This is a genomic window from Streptococcus infantis, from assembly GCF_047460405.1.
GTDB classification, from domain to species: Bacteria; Bacillota; Bacilli; order Lactobacillales; family Streptococcaceae; genus Streptococcus; species Streptococcus infantis_Q.
Map to the genome: position 1 here is coordinate 75,615 of NZ_JASHGH010000007.1, position 22,470 is coordinate 98,084.

The 22,470-nt window shown below is 39.5% G+C and carries 11 protein-coding genes and 1 pseudogene; 1 reads left to right on the top strand and 11 read right to left on the bottom strand.

The annotated features are described in order from the left end of the window. Positions 1-8 precede the first annotated feature (8 nt). The 10 genes from secA2 to QM928_RS04785 form a co-directional block, all read right to left on the bottom strand. Positions 9-2,387 carry an accessory Sec system translocase SecA2 gene (secA2, locus tag QM928_RS04740; protein WP_414294629.1) on the bottom strand — a complete coding sequence of 793 codons (2,379 nt, stop codon included), beginning with the start codon at positions 2,385-2,387 and terminating at the stop codon, positions 9-11. Beyond that, a complete protein-coding gene (asp3, locus tag QM928_RS04745) occupies positions 2,371-2,856 on the bottom strand; it encodes an accessory Sec system protein Asp3 (protein ID WP_248035018.1) in 486 nt (161 codons plus the stop codon). Before asp3 ends, secA2 begins: the two co-directional genes overlap by 17 nt. Continuing rightward, positions 2,856-4,388, bottom strand: coding sequence for an accessory Sec system protein Asp2 (asp2, locus tag QM928_RS04750; RefSeq protein ID WP_281335722.1), 1,533 nt, complete (start codon positions 4,386-4,388; stop codon positions 2,856-2,858). Before asp2 ends, asp3 begins: the two co-directional genes overlap by 1 nt. Continuing rightward, entirely contained in the window at positions 4,378-5,952 is a 1,575-nt protein-coding gene (asp1, locus tag QM928_RS04755; protein ID WP_414294630.1) for an accessory Sec system protein Asp1, read from the bottom strand. Before asp1 ends, asp2 begins: the two co-directional genes overlap by 11 nt. A gap of 15 nt (positions 5,953-5,967) precedes the next feature. Beyond that, a complete protein-coding gene (gene secY2, locus QM928_RS04760) occupies positions 5,968-7,197 on the bottom strand; it encodes an accessory Sec system protein translocase subunit SecY2 (RefSeq protein ID WP_414294631.1) in 1,230 nt (409 codons plus the stop codon). A 280-nt stretch (positions 7,198-7,477) separates the two neighbouring features. Then, the gene (locus QM928_RS04765) at positions 7,478-8,485 is read right to left on the bottom strand and encodes a sugar transferase (protein ID WP_371608316.1); all 1,008 of its coding nucleotides are present in this window, start codon (positions 8,483-8,485) and stop codon (positions 7,478-7,480) included. A 46-nt stretch (positions 8,486-8,531) separates the two neighbouring features. Next, positions 8,532-9,710, bottom strand: a complete 1,179-nt coding sequence (locus tag QM928_RS04770) for a glycosyltransferase family 8 protein (RefSeq protein ID WP_248035009.1) — start codon at positions 9,708-9,710, stop codon at positions 8,532-8,534. 14 nt (positions 9,711-9,724) lie between these two features. Then, positions 9,725-12,967, bottom strand: coding sequence for an SP_1767 family glycosyltransferase (locus tag QM928_RS04775; protein ID WP_414294632.1), 3,243 nt, complete (start codon positions 12,965-12,967; stop codon positions 9,725-9,727). A gap of 3 nt (positions 12,968-12,970) precedes the next feature. Further along, positions 12,971-13,849 (bottom strand): acyltransferase, encoded by an 879-nt coding sequence (locus QM928_RS04780; protein ID WP_248035005.1) that lies wholly within the window; start codon positions 13,847-13,849, stop codon positions 12,971-12,973. Continuing rightward, positions 13,839-15,935 carry a glycosyltransferase gene (locus QM928_RS04785; protein ID WP_414294633.1) on the bottom strand — a complete coding sequence of 699 codons (2,097 nt, stop codon included), beginning with the start codon at positions 15,933-15,935 and terminating at the stop codon, positions 13,839-13,841. Before QM928_RS04785 ends, QM928_RS04780 begins: the two co-directional genes overlap by 11 nt. Positions 15,936-16,686: 751 nt before the next feature. On the opposite strand from QM928_RS04785, the pseudogene QM928_RS04790 reads away from it, so the two are divergent. Next, positions 16,687-17,073: pseudogene (locus QM928_RS04790) on the top strand (transposase); the annotation flags it as partial. Between the two features lie 249 nt (positions 17,074-17,322). Here QM928_RS04790 and QM928_RS04795 read toward each other — a convergent pair. Next, positions 17,323-22,470 (bottom strand): LPXTG cell wall anchor domain-containing protein (locus QM928_RS04795; RefSeq protein WP_414321990.1); only part of this gene is annotated, 5,148 nt, incomplete at its 5' end.

Below are 22,470 nucleotides of genomic sequence, written 5' to 3' on the forward strand. Positions count from 1 at the left end.
TCCCCTTTTTATGGAAAATAAGCCATAATTTCCCCATCAGGTGAAATGTCTACTCGACTCAATAGAAGATTTCGAACCATATCCTTCTTGACCTGCCTTTTCATCTCTTCAAATCCATGATAGGCTTCTTGGTAATACTCGACAATAGGATTCTTTTGAGCAGCTGATTGCCCACCAATCGCTAGACTCAATTGTTGAAGGTAGTCCACCTGTTCTACCCAGTTATCATCTATGGCCTTTAACAAGGCTAAACGCTGAAAATCTGAAAAGAAGTCATGAGTTTCCAGAATCGTTCGTTTCTCTTGTAGACTTTTTTGGATGGTTGTCTCTAAAACTCGTCTAATGGCTTCCTTATCTGTCATATCCAACTCGCGAGGAACTGCATGATAAAGAAAACTGATATTTTTAACGATAAAATGATAGAGTTCCTCTCTACTTTCAAATGCTTCTTCTGACAAGCTTTTTTTTATGAATTCATCTAGTACATCCACAACAAAACCATCTAGATCCTCGGTACCATCAATCAAACGATTTCTTTGACTATAGACCATCTCTCTTTGGATATTCATACTCTCAGCATACTCTAAGGTTTGCCTTCTTGATGATCTAGCAGCGCTATCGCTTGCCTTCTGCGCTTTTTCTACTAATTTCCGATAGCGTCTTCCTTCTAAAAGTTCTGGGCTTATCTGTTTATTTACTGTATAGTCCTTATACATCTTATGGACCCAAGAAGGTCCATACTTCTTGATCACATCATCTTCCAGTGAGACAAAAAATTTCGACAAGCCAGGATCTCCCTGTCGACCAGAACGTCCTCTAATCTGTAAGTCAATACGTTTACTATCCATCCGTTCTGTACCAATGACAACTAGACCACCCAGTTCAGCAACTCCTGGACCAAGCTTAATATCAGTCCCACGGCCAGCCATAGAAGTCGCAACTGTCACGGCTCCCATACGACCTGACTCTGCAATCATCTGAGCTTCACGCGCTGCATTATGGGCATTTAAAACGTTATGAGCAATTCCTTCACGTAATAATAGAGAGGAGTAGAGTTCCGACATTTCTACCGATCCAACAAAAATCAATAAAGGATTACCCTTTTCATGATAATATTTAATCTCAGCAAGCGATGCATACACTTTCTCAGGTAGGGTAACATAGAGATTGTCTGGATAATCAATTCGCTGATTCGGACGATTTGTAGGGATTCGAATGACTGACATGCCATAAGTTTCTAAAAACTCTTTCTCTGCAACCTTTCCTGTCCCAGTCATCCCAGAGATTTTTTTAAACTTCTTAAATAAGCTTTGGTAGGTAATGGAAGCCATCGCCCGTGTTTCTTCAGACAAGGGAACATGCTCTTTTGCCTCAATGGCTTGGTGTAAACCACCCTGTAATTTGGTCATTTCTAATAAACGACCTGTACTTTGATCTACCAATACGAGTTCTTCCTCTTTCTCACCCTTACGGATGATATAGTCTTTATCCCTTTTAAATAAGGTATGAGCTCGTAAAGCAAAGGTCAGGTGTCTTGCTAGTACGCCATGTTCTTCAGAATAGAGGTTATCAATACCTAAAAAGCTCTCCGCAGTTTGAGCGCCCTTAGTAGTGAGCCAGACTTCTTTTTTCTCTTCTTTAAAGATATAGTCTTGACCCTCAACTAGAGTTGTCATCAAGGTGTCAATAATTCCATAAAAATTGGATTGAACCCTAGGAGAACCTGAAATGACCAAGGGAGTTTGAGCACTATCCAGCAAGACTGAATCTACCTCATCTACGATAACAAAGTTAAATTCTGGCATGTACTTTTTATCTTCACTAGAGGCTAGATTATCAATCAAGTAGTCAAAACCAAGACCACTGTTTGTCGTATAAACAATATCCGCACTATAAATTTCCCGCTTATCTTCAGGCGTTAACTCTTCATCCTCGTCTTCAGAAAAGGGAATGCGAATGGTCAAACCTAAGAACTCATAGACTTGTCCCATCTCCTCTGCATCACGCTTGGCAAGATAGTCGTTAGTCGTCACCAGCATAACACCTTTTCCCGATAAGGCATTGAGATAGACTGGCATCGTAGCGGTCAAGGTTTTACCTTCACCTGTATTCATCTCCGCAACATTCCCTTGGTGGATGACAATCCCACCCATGACCTGTACATCATAGGGAAACATTCCTAGGATCCGCTTATCGGCTTCACGTACAACTGCAAAAGCTTCCACTAAAAGATCGTCTAAGCTTTCTCCAGCAGCAATTCTATCTTTAAATTCTTGAGTTTTACCTGCTAATTCATCATCTGTTAGCGAGGCCATCTCTTCTTTTTTTAGATTGATTTGATGCAAGATTTTTTTCACCTTGCTCAATTGTCTATTCTTGTTCCACATCTTGCTCAGAATCGTCCTCTTCTATTGAAAATGAATGAAAGTCAACTGCTTGAAATCCTGCACTCAACAGCTGTACTCTGTAATGATAGGCTTCTTCTGGATAGGTAAAGGTGAAATCCAAGTCTTTTTCAATCACTTGACCAACCTGCTTATCATAACGATCCATAAAGATGAGCCTAAAGTATAAACCATTTTGAGGTTGCACAGTCATACGACTAGACAAACGGTAACGATATCCCCTTTTTAAAAGAGGTAAGGTTGGGGTTAAGCGATTTCCTTGAAAGTTAAAACTTGAGGTCCACTCATGAATCATAGTACCAGAATTCACCATATCATTTTCCAGATAAACATGGTCTCTTGAATAATAGAGGACAATAGAACCAAACAAAAATGTATTTTGCCTCGTATCACCTAAACTAGCTCCCTTAAATTCTCCCCAATATATTTCTTTATTCCGTTTGATCATCATTAAAACTTTCTCCCAAAATCCTGCTCTAAAATCATCTTATAAAAATTCTTGAACCAAGCAGCACTAGTAGTACTATCGTCATTGTGGCGGCCTGAGGTCCCCTTGACCATAATACGAGCCCCCGTATGATAAAGGGCTGCTACTAAATCATCATAGGCATGCGGATCGTAGTCTTCCTCTTTCATATAAGAGAGCCCAAAGATTGTTTGACTAAAATCTGCTTCTTTAAAAGGAGTCCAAAAACGGTCATCTAAGGCTCTCATAGCATCTAAGCTAGCCTCTCCCTTAGAATGATGACGTAAGATATCAAAAGCAGTTGGGAAAATCCCAGGTGCCTCAAGTCGGCCTCTCTCTGCTATCAAGCCCAGATTGGTCAAGGGTTTTGAAACAATCACAGCTTTAGGTTCAAAGAAAGAGCTGTAATACATAGCACCATAGGTCCCCATAGACATGCCCGAAAGGATTAGTTCCTTATTTGAGAATCCTAACAAATCCAAATGTTCTTGAATGACATTTCGAACACCATTTTCAAGACAGTCATCACCCAGATAGAAAGCCCCTCCATCGATTCGAGGATCTTGAAAGAGAAGGAAAGGTGCTCCAAAGGATCTCATCATTCCAAACCCCTCAAATCCTTCTGCTCGTCGATAACCAGAAAAGTAGATATTCAAAGGAGGCTTAAAGTCTCCTGGATAGAAAAAGTAATTGATCTCCTCACGCTTGTCATTATGGATGATACCTCCACCAAGAACATATTTACCAAACTGGTAGCGCGTTAAACGCTGGTGAAGGGCTCCTATTTTCAGATGTCCTGCTCCTCTAGCTTCTAAAGAAACACTGATAAATGAAGAAAAATCATCATCCAGTACCAAGGCAGACTGCATATCTTCAACAGTGAAAACTCGCTCTTTGACAAAATTAGCAGTAGATCCATCTTGAATATTTCGAACGATCAGGCGAATATCACAAGTCCAATCTTTCTCATATTCGAGCCAGAGTTCAACTGGGTTAAATTCGCTAGCTCGGATATTATACTTCCAACTAATTAAAGGGCGAAAGTCTTGACCATACTTTCCTAGGAGTTCTAGATTTTCATAACCGTTATATCGAACCTTTCCCTTAAAAGCAGGATTGACAATCATATCAATTGGAACTAACTTATCCCCATACTGCCCTCTAAACAGGGCTTTAGATAGGAGTCTCAAAAGTTCTACTGGGTTTGAAAAATCTGTTGCTTGAGCACAAGTTTTTTTCAAGAAGTCTTGAAGATCTTTTGATTGAGGCTCAGCTGTATCAGGGTAGAAAATCGTATAAGGAGTAATCTTTCTCATCAACGGAATCAAATCCGATAAGTGCTCAGGATTTTCAACCAAAACAGCTGAAAAAGTTCTTAAGCCTTCCATTTTCATGACCTTCTTTATGGCAGTCATTGATCTCGGCCAAAAGAAGTGCCACTCCATATTTTCAGGAAGCTCATAGTCATGGCTCCAGTTTCTGCTACCGATCTGCAAAATCTGTAATTTATTGCTCACTTTTTGCCTCCTCTAACCATTTTTCCCACTTATCTACAAATTGATCACCTGTATTTTGTCGAATCTTATCAATTGAGTAAATTAAGGCTTGATTCCAATGTTTCAGGGTATCTAGAAAGTAGTGTCCTGCCTTACTAAACTCTGATAAATCTGATAGAATATAACCATTTTGTAAGTGAGTCACATATTCTGACTCTTGTAAGTTGATTTGAGGAATTCCTGCACTAATCCCTGCAATCTGTGTGTAAATATTAGCGACTGGATTCAAATCAACAATTAAACGAGTATATTCTAACTCACGAATTAAGCCCATCTCATCATTTAGATTGATAATCTTAAAGCGATAATCATCTCTGGTATTTTCCTCTAATGTATTTTCCGCATCAGATACCACAGTATCCTTTAACAGATCCCTTGGGTTAAGACGTTCTATAATCAGCGAATCGAGTTGTTTCTGCAAAGCTTCTATTTGATAACCTTCTGCATTAAATACTGAAAAAACAACCTCGGTCAAGGGATTTTCCGAAACAAAATGCAAAATTTCATACAAGACTTCTGGATCTTGTTGCACCTGTATATCTAATTGGACATAAATTTTTGATTCCTTTAATCGTTGACTAAGACCTAACTTCAAGCGCGTATCAAAAGATGGTAAATGGTGCATTTTAGAAGCAAATTGGGGATAAGCCTCTTGTAATCGCTCAAGAAAATCTTTCCGATCACTAATCAACAATCTAGACTGTTCTACTAGCTGACGATGAGCTTGTAAATCATCTGCTTGATTTCTTTCAATAAAGAAACTTATAATTTTTGGAGCTTCTTCTGGCAATCTTTCTAATAATTGATTTTGAAACTTAGTATGAGCAGCCAATACAAATGAATCTCCAACTTGATAGTCTTGATTTAAAAACTTTGTTAAGAATTCCCAAACAACTTCATCTATACTCTCATAAGCTAATTTTTCAAAACGGTAGCTTACTGCTGGATTTATCTTTACAATTGGCTCTTTTCCCTGCAAATTTTCCCTCAGTTGCCACTGTCCTTTTGCGTTGTAATAATAACGAGTAACTGGTTTTTGTTCCTCATAGTCTAAAAGGCTAGATAAGAAGCCACGATCATCAAAATAGCAAATGAAATCAACTTGGTTATCCTTAAAGTAAGTGATATAGCTGATAAAACCTTCTGAACCATATTCAATATGAGCATAGAGTTCCCCTTGTTGCTTAACTACAACTACAAAAGGAGTATAGATAAAGTCACAGTCTTCATCCCATGTCAAGTCTTTTAATTGTAAAGGATGCATCTCCTCATTTTCAATGTTTTGAATAGCATCAAAAACGGAGAAAACATCCGACTCCAACAAATCTTGTCTGTGTAACAAGTAGCGTAGATGAGGATGATAAGTCAACCATAGCATCTTAGATTCTAATTCTTGGCGTTTGAAAATCCGAATTTGGTGTAAGATATCATCAAATTCTAGGCGATAAGGAGTCCTATACCAAGGCACAATATTAGCTTGCCATGATGGATTGTTGCGCTCCAAAAAAGGAATGAAATAATACATAGCTTCTCCTCACAATTATGAATCGATTTCTAAGAGTGGTCGATAATTTTCGTTTAATGTCAAGGCATCAATTTCTTCCTTGATATTAAACAACATTCCATTAAAAATCAAAAATAAGCCTGAAAGCATACTCAGTTGCATATAGCGCGGATCATATAAGACAATCAACATTGGAAATCCTGCCATAAATACGATATAGATAGACCCAATGATTGCAAAACGAAATATCAATTTTCCGAGATAACGACTAGTATCTTCTCCAGGATAGATATTATAAATATATTCTCCAGATTTTTTCATTCTCTCAGCAATTTCTTCACTATTCATATTTACAAATGCAAACGCAATTCCTAATATAAATAAAACAACAATATAAGTGAAGACCCAAATTGGCTGACCAATTGCAAAGCGGCTAATCCACTCTCCAATCCACGATTCTTTCGGCAAAACCATTTGAAGAAGCAACAAGCTATATTGTGGGATGGATACCAAGGACATGGCATACATAAAGGGCATTCCTCCAGCTGGATTCAGCAAAATATCCAAATAAGAATAACGTTTAAAGCGATTGTGGATCATAATCTTATTTACCAGAATTCGATAACGAGCTCTCTGAACTCTAACTGCAATCGCTAAAAATACCATTGAGAGCAGCAAAAGAGCCACAATCAATAAGGGGCCAACTTGTAACTCCTTGATGCTTTTTAAGATGTTTTGTGGCATACTTGACACCATACTTGACATCAAGATAACTAGAGACCCTCCGACACCAAACAAAGAATTCAAATCCGATAACCAGACTAAGAAAAAGGTGCCCGCAATCAAGAGTAGAACATTCATGGTCAAGACTAGCCCATAATTCACCCCTGACTGAATAGGGAGATTTAGAGTAATGGCTAATGCTTGGATTAAAGCAATGACAAACGTTAATATCATTTTTCGTCGATCTTGAACTTCAAGTGGTAAACTACCCAGACCAAGTTTTTTAGACATGCTAAACATTTGCCATAAAATCATCGCCGACATCCATGGAGACAGTCCAACTGAAAATAGGGAAAGACTCCGAAGATTTCCACCTGTTATAGACGTAGAAAAGGCTAAGAAAGCTGCAGTTCCACCCAAAAAACTCGTGTCATTAACGTTTACAAAGGGAAGGGTCAATCTACTTCCTAGAACGTAAATGAATAAGAAAGAAATCGTCCACATAACCCGTTTCACGACAACTGATGTTAATTTTTTCTTCAAATTTTTCTCCTACCTTATTCGAGTGATGAGATATTCTGATGAACATAGCTAATACTCAATGAAAATCAAAAAGCAAACTAGGAAGCTAGCCGCAGGTTGCTCAAAGCACTGCTTTGAGGTTGCAGATAGAACTGACGACGTCAGTAACATATATACGGTAAGGCGACGCTGACGTGGTTTGAATTTGATTTTCGAAGAGTATAAATTTATAAATTAATCTTTTGCCAATAATGGCATTCCCTCATCCTAATGGATGAGGGCAATCCATAACTATTCTATTCTAAACATCCAAAACCTGCATCACTGCATCAATCAATAGTTTTTTTGTAAAGTAGCCTTGTTTCAAGGCATAACTCACTTTATATACATTTTCAACCATTTGTTGATAAGCTTCTACTGTCGTTCCCTCTACAAGGCGACTGGCTTCTTCCAAACTATCTACTACATAACCTAAGCCTTTTTCCTTTATGAAACTGGCATTTGAGAGATAGGATGGTACTACTACTGGAATTCCTGCTGCAAGATAAGTGCTAACTTTATGAGAGATATTCAAGCGATAGTAATCTGCCTCTTCAGCTGGATTTTCACTTGTTCCCCACACTAAGCCAAAGCCCCCCTCTGACAAAGCAAAAAGCAACTCTGGATCTGTTTTCCACCCTTTAAAGGAAACACTTGGATTATGCTTCTCCTGATTAGACTCGGAAAAAATATCGAGTGGGGTTGAGTAAGCCCAGTTGGATAAGTGTTCAAAACGTTCTACACTACCCGCAAAAGATAGTTTTTTCTGAAAAGCAGGCTGTCTCAAAGGATAGTCATGAACATGATCCCACATGCCTTGGATAATAATCTTTTGAACTGTCAATCCTTCCTGAATCAGCCGTTCTTTCATGTTTTCCGAAGGAACAACTACTAGATCTGATTGGTTGTACATCTCAATGTACTCAGGCATTAAGTAATAATTGGATGGAAACATAAGGGGTGGCACGTCATGGATAAAGGTAATGATTTTCGTGTTTAAAATCTTACATTTCCTGATAAAGGCCTGGTCATACTCCCTACCATTCCATGTAGGAGATTGATAAACAACGATATCCCCATAACCCAGCTTAGCTAAAACGCCATCTAAACGGCTATTCAACTCGCCTTGACTATCACTATAGATATTGTAAAAGTAAAAGCTAAGCTCGTGAAAGTCTAACTTTTTTGCAATTTTAACGGTTTCATTCTGGGCGATCAAGGCTGTACTCTGACCAGACATACCGTAAATATTTGTAATATTAATTTTCATTTTGAATCTCTAATTTAGTATTTTTTAAAACAAACCACTCACAGACTTAAAGTTCCTTCAAAAAATCGACCATAGCCTGAGGATTATCATGAGGAAATACTTGATCTACATGATAAGGATTGGCCACATTATCAAACGCTAAAATTGTTTTCTTAGCTTCTTGCACCCATTCTAAAACATCAGGAAATTTAAACTCATGATTGATATCCAGATAAACATCACATTCTTCAATCATTTTCCTGCACATCCACCTCATAACAGTTGGATGCAACTTAATATTCTCATAACTGGCTAGACTTCTGAGAATTTCTCCCATATCCGTAAAAGTTAAAATATGAATATCATACTCAGGTAAATGTTTAATCAGATAATCAATTTGTTCTAATTGCTGACTGCCTGTAATGATCAATGCTTGATATTTAGCTTTTTTCACGACAAGTTCTTCTTGACTATTTATTTGAGACCACTCTAGTTGATTATATTTCCACCAAACTTCACGTAGGCGACCTACCGAATAAGTATTCCAAGGTTTATCGGCAGACAAATAATGAACAATCGCTGGTAATGGAGTCAAAGGCAATTCAAAAATAAAATATTGCCCCCGACTATCAGCCAACTGATCATATCCAATCTGAAAATTATAGGTATCATCTAATAATACATAATTTTCTCCCATCACTAGATTGAGAACTGTTTGATCAGCTTCAAGTAAGTGTTCATGTTCTCTTTCAGTAATGTTAATGAGTTCCTGCTGGATTCCCTTATCCTTCCAATACGCATTATTGATCAGTAACACTCCTGCATTAAATCTGTCTTCTAAACCATATATGATTTTTGCAGCAGCTAGAGGTTTATTGGTTAAATCAATAGAAAATAGATCTGTCAAATCACGTGTAACTACTAAGTCACAATCTAAATATAAAACAATATCTTCTGACACAAAACTCGGTATAAAATAACGAGCAAAGGTCATAAAGTTTATGTGCTGTCCAACAGGTGGTAGACTCCAATTTCGCATATTACCTCCAAACAGCTTGATATCAACTATCTCACTATTTCGGTATGCCATTTTTTCCCTGACGGAGACAAACCACTCTTGGGGAATATCCTGATTAAAAATATAAATCTTGACATCACTATTGTGATAGCAAATAGATTTTAAGGTAGTTTCGATTTGACGAATATAACCGTAATCTCCTGCTAACACAAATACTTTTTTATTCATTCACTACTCCTTGACTATAGCTTCACGATGATAGATGCATCATAAGCCGCATCGGCAACTAGCTGAATTTCTTGATCAAAATTATGCTCTGCGGTATGCTTGTGTGAGAATTTCACTTTTGAAGTTGCTCCCATCTTAAACCACTCATATTCGGAATCAATATGACCTAAATCAATCGCTTGTATGCCTTTTTTGCTTAAGTGATACGCTAAAACCTTTGCTGTAGGTCCAAGCATCAAGAATACTAGTTTACCATCTGCGTGATTTTCAATCACTTCTTGAATATCCTTAACCTTACTGTAGGCATTTCTAGAAGGGCAGATGATACGCTCAACAGACTGAGCATTGTCAAAAAGGTCATTACCAACTCCTGAACGTGAGTTTTCACCTTCGACGATCAAGATGTTTCGTTTATCCCAAAGTTTCTTTAATTTTTCAAAGTGAGCTACTGAAGCTGACTTATCTTTGAGGTCCATATAAGGGCGAGATATAAAAGTAGAACCATAGAAACTTGCTGTACAAAATCTATGATAGGCTTCTTTATAATGCTCTAAATGCTTTTGCCAAAAGTTGACAGCTTCGGGATTGTAGCGTTCCAATCCTTCAAAAACATCTGAAAGACAAACAAGCAATTCTGGAGAGCTTTCCAGTTGGATCATACTTCTAAGCTGTTCTGCCAATGTCTCATCATAGTCTTGATAAGGAATCCCATGTCCCATCATAATATCCATTTCCCCATCTCCATAACGAATGACAGAAGAATGGTGCTCCAGTATATAATCAAGACTCTGCTGGATATCCAGTACCTTTGGGTAGGATTGCAGCTTTTTTACAGGCAACTCTCCATTTTGACAGTAGGCTTCAATAGCTCGAACCATCTCCTCAGGATGTGCTTGGTCATAAAGAAACTGACCTTGTTCTCCATGGGCTACACTTTCAAATGCAAATACTGGTTTTCCTGCTTGTCGGAAACGGCCAATGATCCCATCAACTTCGGATTCAGCATTGATATCCAGTAAGAAGTCACAGCCTTCAACCAAGCTATCAATCAAAGGTGGTTGTCCTGCAATATCTGATAAGACAGAGACATTTGGGTGGGCCAGTAAAGCTGTAATACTATCCGCCACCATAACGGGAGCTGCTACATAAAACTTGACATCTGGTAAATTTTCAATCAAGTAACCCATATTTCTCAAGTCACTTGAGAAGGTATAGACTAGGGCTGAATGTTGAACCCCTGTGTATTGACTCACCTGATCTTTTGTCAGACAAGGCGTCATCTGACTCATGTCTGACCACTCTTGAGCGTTATAATACCACCAAACATCTCGATAGATGGAGCGTTCATACAATCCCCATGGTTTTCTCTCTGTCAAATAATGAATAATCGGTGGATAAGTCCCAGGTTCTGGTCGATAATCTGAGAAATGTGTGTGCAAGGTAATGCAGTTATATTTAAAGTCCAAAGCCAACCAACGGTCTTTAAATAAGAGATTCAAAATACTTTGATCATCTTGAGCAACCTTATCATGCAACTCATTAGTCATTTCAATCAGTTGTTTGCGAACTTCTTCTTGCTTCCAAAGGCGATTATTGATGAGCATCACACCTGAATTAAAAATATGTTCACCAAAATAAATTTGTCCACCCAAATCTTTAACTGCCGCTAAGGGATAGTCTCCTAATTCGACATCAAATAGGGGACTTAAGTCTCTTGTGACAACCAAATCACAGTCCAGATATAAGACCTTATCTTCCTCAACAAAATCCGAAATAAAGTAACGTAAAAATACTGCATAGTGAATATTGGTCTTATATTGGCTAATATGAGAACTATTGACACGGGCATTGATGATTTCACAGTCTAGCTTCTTCAACTTACGATTGAGATTATAAAACCATTCTGTCGGAAAATCGCTGTTAATCAGATAAAAACGAAGTCCGCGATTATGACAGCAGATTGATTTGATTGTAGTTAGAACCTTATCTGCATATTGGTAGTTGGCTCCTAGTACAATTGCTTTCATATCCATTTTTTCTTTCTTTAATTCTTTAATTGCTTCTATCATTGACTGTGGAGATTGGGAAGAAACCACTGTCTTCTCCAATTGATTTTTATTGGTTGCATCAAATGTCAATACTGGCCTATCTGCACTGGTATAGCGATTAACGATAAAGTCCATCGGACTACCTTTATGGATATCCAGATAGGCGTCTGACTTCTCGATCATTTCATCAATCACTGCCCCAACCATGCTTGGATACAGGTAAACGTTAGGATATTTATCCAAAGCCATCAGAATTGGCCCCATATCTGTATAAGCTCCAATATGGAATCCAACATCAGGTAGAGCTTGGGCTAATTCATCAATATAAATAAAATCCTGCGAATCTGTGAATGTAAATAGATTGACATTATGAAGGTCATAAACTCTCTTAATGGTAAAACAACCTGCATAATGGTCAGCAATCTGTTCATAACTAACATCCCGAAATGCCCACCATAAGTCTCGATAACGATAGCCCATCAGAGTGGACCATGGTTTCCGATAGGTCGTATAATGGATGATCAAGGGTTCTTTATCCAATTCAAAATGTGAATCCCAATGGCTATAGAATGCGACGACATCATGACCAACTTGAAGATTAAAATGCTTATCCAACTCTAGCCAATGATTCTGGAAGACTAAATTGAAAATGGTTTGATCCCCATTGAAACCTTCTGTAGTCGTCTGCTCAAGGTAGGACATATACTCCACTGTCTTATCAAACAACAAGGAAGTAATATCTTTTTCTCTCCACTTTTGACAATCAATTACTAGCATCCCTGAATTAAATCCATTGCCATCAACATCCCTTACTGCCGCTAAAGAGTAGTCACCCAAATCCAAGTCAAAGAGTGGACTCAAATCTCCATGCACAATAATATCACTATCTAAATAGACTACTCTATCTTCTGTAATCAGTCGTGGAATTAAGTATCGAGCATAAGCTATGGGGGAGATGTGCCCTTGGGTTTTCCACTCTGGATCAATCACATCACCGATAAAAATATCCTCTACAAGACTGCCTAACCTTTCCACTTGAATCTTGACTTCATGGAACCAATCGCTAGGGATATTCTGATGTAGAATGTAAATCTTAACATTTTGATTGTAATATAGAATAGATTTTATTGTTGTAAGTATCGGGATAAGGTAATTCTTATCTCCCGCAAGAACAACTGCCCTTCTTTCTTCCAAAATATCAAACCCCATTATCTAATCTCCATTTTCATCATTCGCTAGTTGATGACGAATGCTATTAATCATACTCTCTTTATCCTCTAAACTAAAAACTCGGACGTTTTTATCTCTTCTATGGACAACTGTTTCAAAAGAAAATACCGGTTTTCCTATCTCTAAAGCACGACCTACAATATTATCAACCTCTCCCCAATGATTGATATCTAAGTAAATATCTGCTCTATTTAATAAATCTTCGAGAATATCATCATGATGCACATTAGTATAAATATTCACGTTCTCGTAATGATTAAAGCTTTCTAGATAGTCTGAGACATTTGTTTTAGCAGCTATATGAAATGCAACTTCAGGAAGTTCTTGTACAAGATAGTCTAAATGTTCTAAAGTATCTGATGCTGTTAAAGTAAATGCGTGAAACTGATGCTGTTGTCTAGGAGTGATTTTTAAATCCTCTTGAGCAGTGACAACAGAATTAGCTGGGATATCTTTATAAATTAAAGCATTTGCCCCAATGATAACATTATCTCCAATGGTAACACCTTTTAAAATAACAACGTTAGTTCCAATCCAACAATTTTTCCCTATAGTTATCTTATCAGCTTTAAACTGAATTTTTTCAATATGGTAATTAGAGTATTTATGGTTGTGGTCAAAAATTCTCACACCATCACCAAACATAGTATCCTTACCAATTTCAATCTCTTTGCCACAACGAATCGTACAATGATCGTTAAAGAAAACTCTATTTCCTAGTGTCAGCTTAGCATTATTAGACACTTCTAGACTTACAAATGAGCGAAATGTAACATCTGTTCCTAGTTCAATGCTACTAGTAGGAGAAATCTCTATATGATGAAAATCTCCTAATAACTTTACAGAATCTTTAAAATCCATGTTTATCTTCCACTTCTCTTATTTTATTAATCATTTCTTGAACTTGTTCTACTTTATAGATTATCTGTCCAACTTCAGAATATTTTGTATTTTCAAAGGCAAGAATAGGCTTCCCTAATTTTGCAAACTGCTCCATTATTTCTTCATTTTTTTCACCATGATTAATATCTAAAAGAACTTGACTTATCTCAATCAATTCTTGCTCAAGCTCTGATAAATCATTAAATTCAGACAAAATAGTCACATTGGGATTGACAATCCTTTTTGTCAATTGATCACTAACTTTGACTCTAGCAACAATTATAAATTGAATTTCCGGTAAAGCTTGAACTAGAGACTCTAATTGCTCAATACGATCCGAAAAAGTATAAATTAAACAAGTAACAGGTAGTTTTTGAGGATAGATATGAGTCTTTTTAAGCGTATGTAAATGGTAGTTTTGGCCTAATTCTGTCCATTCAAGATTATGATAATACCACCAAACATTGCGATAAGCTTGAATACCCAAATTATCCCACGGTTTTCTATTCGAAGGATAATGAATAATTCCAGGATAGTCTTGAGATTTTGGTAGTTTATAATCTGTAAACTGCTTATGACTCACAATATAATGATTATCAAGATCCAACTCTAGCCACTTATTTTCAAAGAGCTTATTCAAAATATGTTGGTCAACCATGTCCACCTTGTCATGCAGTTTATCAGTTAAATCAATTAATCGTTGGGTCATACTTTCTTGCTTCCAAACACGATTGTTGATTAGCAATACACCTGTATTAAACATTTCTTGATCATGGTACACTTTTCCGACATAATCACGAATCGCAGCTAATGGATAACCTTGTAAGTCAGTCGCAAATAAATCATCTAGATTTTTCGTAACAACCAAGTCACAGTCCAAATAAAGTGCCTTATCTTCTTTTACAAAGTCAGCTACAAAATAACACAGAGAGGCTACATAACTAATATCTGTTTTAAAACGTGATATTTGATCAGATGTTACTCGACAATTGATAATTTCCGAATCAAAGTCCCTTAATCTACCATTCAATTGTATAAACCACTCTTTTGGAAAATCCCTATTGATAATATAAAAACGAACTGAACGATTATGGTAGCAAATAGATTTTATGGTTGTCACAACCTGATCGAGATTCGAAAAATCAGCTGCCAGTACGACGGCTTTTTTGTCTTCTTTACTCTGAGGAAGAAGTCTATCCAATAACATCTTTTTCTCTTTTATGTAGTTTAATTCGTGAGAATTAGCTAAACCTCTATTGTAAGCTTCAGAACTGATATAATCCAAACTCATTTTGTATGCTCGCCTATGCTCAGAAAGTGGATATCCTAACGTTGCCAATAAAGATAATCTCTCTTCAATTATATAAATGGCATCTCTAATCCGTTCATCTGTCCAAGTATTAGACAAACTTCCCTCACGCACTCTATATATATAGGCTGATTTATTAACATAAACAACTTTTTCAGAATCTAATAAGGCCTTCAAATTAAATAATGCATCTTCTCCAATTCTATTAATTGGAAAACGCAAATTCGCTATTATTTCTTTTTTATAAATTTTCCCCCAGGGTACAATCAAAGCAGACTTTAACAATTCTTTAGAGTCGTATAAACAAGGTATTATAGACTTATTATCATATACTTTTTCATAATAGTCAGTAGAGATGTGGAAATAAAAAACTGAATTAGACTCATTAAAACTAGTATAATTTCCAACTACAATATCTGCTTGATATTCTATCACTTTCTCATATAAAAACTTAATATAGTTTGGTTCTACCCAATCATCGGAATCAACAAAGGTAACATACGTTCCTGTCATTCGATCCAGACCAGCATTTCGCGTATCAGATACACCACTGTTTTCTTTTTCTATATAGATGATACGATCATCCTGTTTTTCATATTCCTGACAGATTTGTCCCGAGTTGTCTGTAGAACCATCATTTATAATGATAATTTCCAAATTTTGATATGTTTGTTCCAAAATACTATCTAAACATTTCTGTAAGTATTTTTCAGCATTATAAACTGGAATAATGACACTAATTAATTCCTTCTCCATGCCAGCCCACTCCTAATTTTTTTTTCATATCTCTCATACTTTTTTTATGATAAAGACAATGAAAAAGACAACTTCTGCCACCCAATTTATATTGGATATTATAGAAGTTACTTTATACATAGATAGTTATTACATACATTTAATTTTCAACCGCAATATAAACTGAAACTAACTGCCATCGTTTTTCATATCGTGGAAACAACACATATCAACTTAAAGAAGTAGTTATAGAACTTCCTTATGACGATAATCTCTAAGTAATTGAAACAGATTTCTATCATAAATCCTTTATATCTCGATTATCACTTTATATCATCTTTAAACCAAAATCATTATTTCTATGGTTTTATTTCAACTAATATTTAATAATCTAATTCTCCTGAGATTTTTCTTATATCATAAAAAGCAATAAATGTTCTAAACAATACAAAGATTTTAAAATGAAAAACTCTACTATATATTATACCATTTTTATGCACTTTCATAAAGTGAGATAACCCTAAGAACCTTATTTTTTCTAACTCTGGCAAAGAATATTGAATTTCAATTGCTTTACGAATAGACAAAAGTTCAATTAGTGGCTCTATAATTTCTGTAGTGGGTAAATCCCCTATGGATCTTATGGAGCCTATTTTTGTGTAGAAAAAAAGTCCCATAAGATCTATAATGAAAAGCAACAAAACAACTCATTAGAAAGATCCATATGGAACAATTACATTTTATCACAAAACTCCTTGATATTAAAGACCCAAACATCAAGATTCTAGACAAGCTTTTGAGCTATTCAGAAGACTTGAAACACCACTACAATGTCTATCAGCTCTTACTTTTTCACTTTCAGAATAAGGAACCAGACAATTTTTTCGGACTTATTGAGGACAATCTAAAGCAGGATCATCCTATTTTTCAGACTGTCTTTCAGACTGTCTTTAAGACATTTCTCAAGGACAAAGAGAAAATAGTCAACGCCCTTCAATTACCCTATTCCAACGCAAAATTGGAAGCGACCAATAATCTCATCAAACTTATCAAACGAAATGCCTTTGGTTTTAGAAACTTTGACAACTTTAAGAAACGAATTTTCATCGCTCTGAATATAAAAATGGAGAGGACAACGATTGTCCTCTCCAGATGTTAGCTTTTTATTCAACCCACTACAGTTAACAAACATACTAAGATTAGTAGTGAGAAAATCTCCGACGGGAGAGAGTACTCACTACTTTTTCTTTATGTTAAAGTAGAGGTGTCTTGTAAAGTCGTAGGGCTCTTGGGCGCTAGACGTCGCTTGACAAACTGGCAAGAGCCTATTTTAAAACTAAAAAACCTGAAAGTTATATCTTTCAGGTTTTTTGATCGAATTAATCAACTAATAGAATCGTTAGAAGATTTATTCTTCATCATCACGTTTACGACGTTTAGCTACTAAACCTAATCCTGTTAGACCTGCTACAACTCCAAGGAGAGCATTTGTAGCTGAAGCCGTTGTTCCAGTATTTGGAAGTTGCTTACGAGTCTTAGTTGTATTAGTTTGAGCAGATTGACTAGTTGAAGTCGAATGAATCATGGACGCGCTTGTGCTTGCTGACTCAGATGCTGATGTTGACGCGCTTGTGCTTGCTGATTCAGATGCTGATGTCGATGCACTTGTTGACGCTGATTCAGACGCTGATGTTGACGCGCTTGTGCTTGCTGACTCAGATGCTGAGGTCGATGCACTTGTTGACGCTGATTCAGATGCTGAGGTCGATGCACTTGTTGATGCTGATTCAGATGCTGATGTTGATGCGCTTGTGCTTGCTGATTCAGATGCTGAGGTCGATGCGCTTGTGCTTGCTGACTCTGACGCTGAGGTCGATGCACTTGTGCTTGCTGACTCAGATGCTGATGTTGACGCGCTTGTGCTTGCTGACTCAGATGCTGATGTTGATGCACTTGTGCTTGCTGACTCAGATGCTGAGGTCGATGCACTTGTTGATGCTGACTCAGATGCTGATGTTGATGCGCTTGTGCTTGCTGACTCTGACGCTGATGTCGATGCACTTGTTGACGCTGATTCAGACGCTGATGTTGACGCACTTGTGCTTGCTGATTCAGATGCTGATGTGCTTGCACTTGTTGACGCTGACTCTGACGCTGAGGTCGATGCACTTGTTGACGCTGACTCAGATGCTGATGTTGACGCACTTGTTGATGCTGACTCAGATGCTGATGTTGATGCGCTTGTGCTTGCTGACTCAGATGCTGATGTTGACGCGCTTGTTGACGCTGATTCAGACGCTGAGGTCGATGCACTTGTTGATGCTGACTCTGACGCTGAGGTCGATGCACTTGTTGACGCTGATTCAGATGCTGATGTGCTTGCACTTGTTGACGCTGATTCAGAGGCTGATGTGCTTGCACTTGTTGATGCTGATTCAGATGCTGAGGTTGACGCGCTTGTGCTTGCTGACTCAGATGCTGAGGTCAATGCACTTGTTGACGATGATTCAGATGCTGATGTTGACGCGCTTGTGCTTGCTGACTCAGACGCTGATGTTGACGCGCTTGTTGACGCTGACTCAGATGCTGATGTGCTTGCACTTGTTGACGCTGACTCAGATGCTGATGTCGATGCACTTGTTGACGCTGATTCAGATGCTGATGTCGATGCACTTGTTGATGCTGATTCAGACGCTGATGTCGATGCACTTGTTGATGCCGATTCAGACGCTGATGTCGATGCACTTGTTGATGCTGATTCAGACGCTGATGTCGATGCACTTGTTGACGCTGATTCAGACGCTGATGTTGACGCACTTGTGCTTGCTGATTCAGATGCTGATGTCGATGCACTTGTTGACGCTGATTCAGACGCTGATGTCGATGCACTTGTTGATGCTGATTCAGATGCTGATGTCGATGCACTTGTTGATGCTGACTCAGATGCTGATGTGCTTGCACTTGTGCTTGCTGATTCAGATGCTGAGGTCGATGCACTTGTTGACGCTGATTCAGACGCTGATGTCGATGCACTTGTTGACGCTGATGTCGATGCACTTGTTGACGCTGACTCAGACGCTGATGTCGATGCACTTGTTGATGCTGACTCAGACGCTGATGTCGATGCACTTGTTGACGCTGATTCAGATGCTGATGTGCTTGCACTTGTTGATGCTGATTCAGATGCTGATGTCGATGCACTTGTTGACGCTGATTCAGACGCTGATGTCGATGCACTTGTTGACGCTGATTCAGATGCTGATGTTGACGCGCTTGTGCTTGCTGATTCAGACGCTGATGTCGATGCACTTGTGCTTGCTGATTCAGATGCTGAGGTCGATGCACTTGTTGATGCTGACTCAGATGCTGAGGTCGATGCACTTGTTGACGCTGACTCAGATGCTGAGGTCGACGCACTTGTTGACGCTGACTCAGATGCTGATTCAGATGCTGATGTGCTTGCACTTGTGCTTGCTGATTCAGATGCTGATGTCGATGCACTGGTTGACGCTGATTCAGATGCTGAGGTCGATGCACTTGTTGACGCGCTTGTGCTTGCTGATTCAGACGCTGATGCCGATGCACTTGTTGACGCTGACTCAGATGCTGAGGTCGATGCACTTGTGCTTGCTGATTCAGATGCTGATGTGCTTGCACTTGTTGACGCTGACTCTGACGCTGAGGTCGATGCACTTGTTGATGCTGACTCTGACGCTGAAGTCGATGCACTTGTTGATGCTGAGGTCGATGCACTTGTGCTTGCTGACTCAGATGCTGATGTCGATGCACTTGTTGACGCTGATTCAGACGCTGATGTTGACGCACTTGTGCTTGCTGATTCAGATGCTGATGTCGATGCACTTGTTGACGCTGATTCAGACGCTGATGTCGATGCACTTGTTGATGCTGATTCAGATGCTGATGTCGATGCACTTGTTGATGCTGACTCAGATGCTGATGTTGATGCTGATTCAGATGCTGATGTGCTTGCACTTGTGCTTGCTGATTCAGATGCTGATGTCGATGCACTGGTTGACGCTGATTCAGATGCTGATGTCGATGCACTTGTTGACGCGCTTGTGCTTGCTGATTCAGACGCTGATGCCGATGCACTTGTTGACGCTGACTCAGATGCTGATGTCGATGCACTTGTTGATGCTGATTCAGATGCTGATGTGCTTGCACTTGTGCTTGCTGATTCAGATGCTGATGTCGATGCACTTGTTGACGCTGATTCAGACGCTGAGGTCGATGCACTTGTTGACGCTGATTCAGATGCTGAAGTACTTGCACTTGTTGATGCTGACTCAGATGCTGATGTCGATGCACTTGTTGACGCTGACTCAGATGCTGATGTAGACGCGCTTGTGCTTGCTGATTCAGATGCTGAGGTAGACGCACTTGTTGATGCTGACTCAGATGCTGATGTTGACGCGCTTGTTGACGCTGACTCAGATGCTGATGAGCTTGCACTTGTTGACGCTGATTCAGACGCTGATGTTGATGCGCTTGTTGACGCTGACTCAGATGCTGATGAGCTTGCACTTGTTGACGCTGATTCAGACGCTGATGTTGATGCGCTTGTGCTTGCTGATTCAGATGCTGATGTCGACGCGCTTGTGCTTGCTGATTCAGACGCTGAGGTCGATGCACTTGTTGATGCTGACTCAGAGGCTGATGTGCTTGCACTTGTTGACGCTGATTCAGATGCTGATGTGCTTGCACTTGTTGACGCTGATTCAGACGCTGATGTTGATGCGCTTGTGCTTGCTGATTCAGACGCTGATGTTGATGCGCTTGTGCTTGCTGATTCAGATGCTGATGTGCTTGCACTTGTTGATGCTGATTCAGATGCTGATGTAGACGCGCTTGTGCTTGCTGATTCAGATGCTGAGGTAGACGCACTTGTTGATGCTGATTCAGATGCTGATGTTGACGCGCTTGTTGACGCTGACTCAGATGCTGATGAGCTTGCACTTGTTGACGCTGATTCAGACGCTGATGTTGATGCGCTTGTGCTTGCTGATTCAGATGCTGAGGTAGACGCACTTGTTGATGCTGACTCAGATGCTGATGTTGACGCGCTTGTTGACGCTGACTCAGATGCTGATGAGCTTGCACTTGTTGACGCTGATTCAGACGCTGATGTTGATGCGCTTGTGCTTGCTGATTCAGATGCTGATGTCGATGCACTTGTTGATGCTGATTCAGATGCTGAGGTTGATGCGCTTGTGCTTGCTGACTCAGATGCTGATGTCGATGCACTTGTTGACGCTGACTCAGATGCTGATGTCGATGCACTTGTTGATGCTGATTCAGATGCTGATGTCGATGCACTTGTTGATGCGCTTGTGCTTGCTGATGTCGATGCACTTGTTGATGCTGACTCAGATGCTGATGTGCTTGCACTTGTTGACGCTGATTCAGATGCTGAGGTCGATGCACTTGTTGATGCTGACTCAGATGCTGATGTGCTTGCACTTGTTGATGCTGACTCAGATGCTGATGTCGATGCACTTGTTGATGCTGACTCAGATGCTGATGTTGACGCGCTTGTGCTTGCTGATTCAGATGCTGATGTCGATGCACTTGTTGATGCTGACTCAGATGCTGATGTTGATGCGCTTGTGCTTGCTGATTCAGATGCTGATGTCGACGCGCTTGTGCTTGCTGATTCAGATGCTGATGTCGATGCACTTGTTGATGCTGATTCAGATGCTGATGTCGATGCACTTGTTGACGCTGACTCAGATGCTGATGTTGACGCGCTTGTGCTTGCTGATTCAGATGCTGATGTCGATGCACTTGTTGATGCTGATTCAGACGCTGAGGTCGATGCACTTGTTGACGCTGACTCAGATGCTGATGTTGACGCGCTTGTGCTTGCTGATTCAGATGCTGAGGTCGATGCACTTGTTGATGCTGATTCAGACGCTGAGGTCGATGCACTTGTTGATGCTGACTCAGATGCTGATGTTGACGCGCTTGTGCTTGCTGATTCAGATGCTGATGTCGATGCACTTGTTGATGCTGACTGACTAGCTGATGTGCTGGCTGATTGACTTGCGCTTGTTGACGCTGACTGGCTAGCTGATGTGCTTGCTGATTGGCTCGCACTTGTTGACGCTGATTCAGAGGCCGATGTGCTTGCTGATTGGCTCGCACTGGTTGACGCCGATTCAGAGGCTGAGGTGCTTGCTGATTGACTTGCGCTTGTTGAAGCACTTTGGCTTGCCGACGTGCTTGCTGATTGGCTCGCACTGGTTGATGCTGATTCAGAGGCCGATGTGCTTGCTGATTGACTTGCGCTTGTTGAAGCTGACTGGCTAGCTGAGGTACTTGCTGATTGACTTGCGCTTGTTGAAGCACTTTGGCTTGCAGACGTGCTGGCTGATTGGCTCGCACTGGTTGACGCTGATTCAGATGCACTTGTGCTGGCTGATTGACTTGCGCTTGTTGAAGCTGACTGGCTAGCTGACGTGCTTGCTGATTGACTTGCGCTTGTTGAAGCACTTTGGCTTGCCGACGTGCTTGCTGATTGGCTCGCACTGGTTGA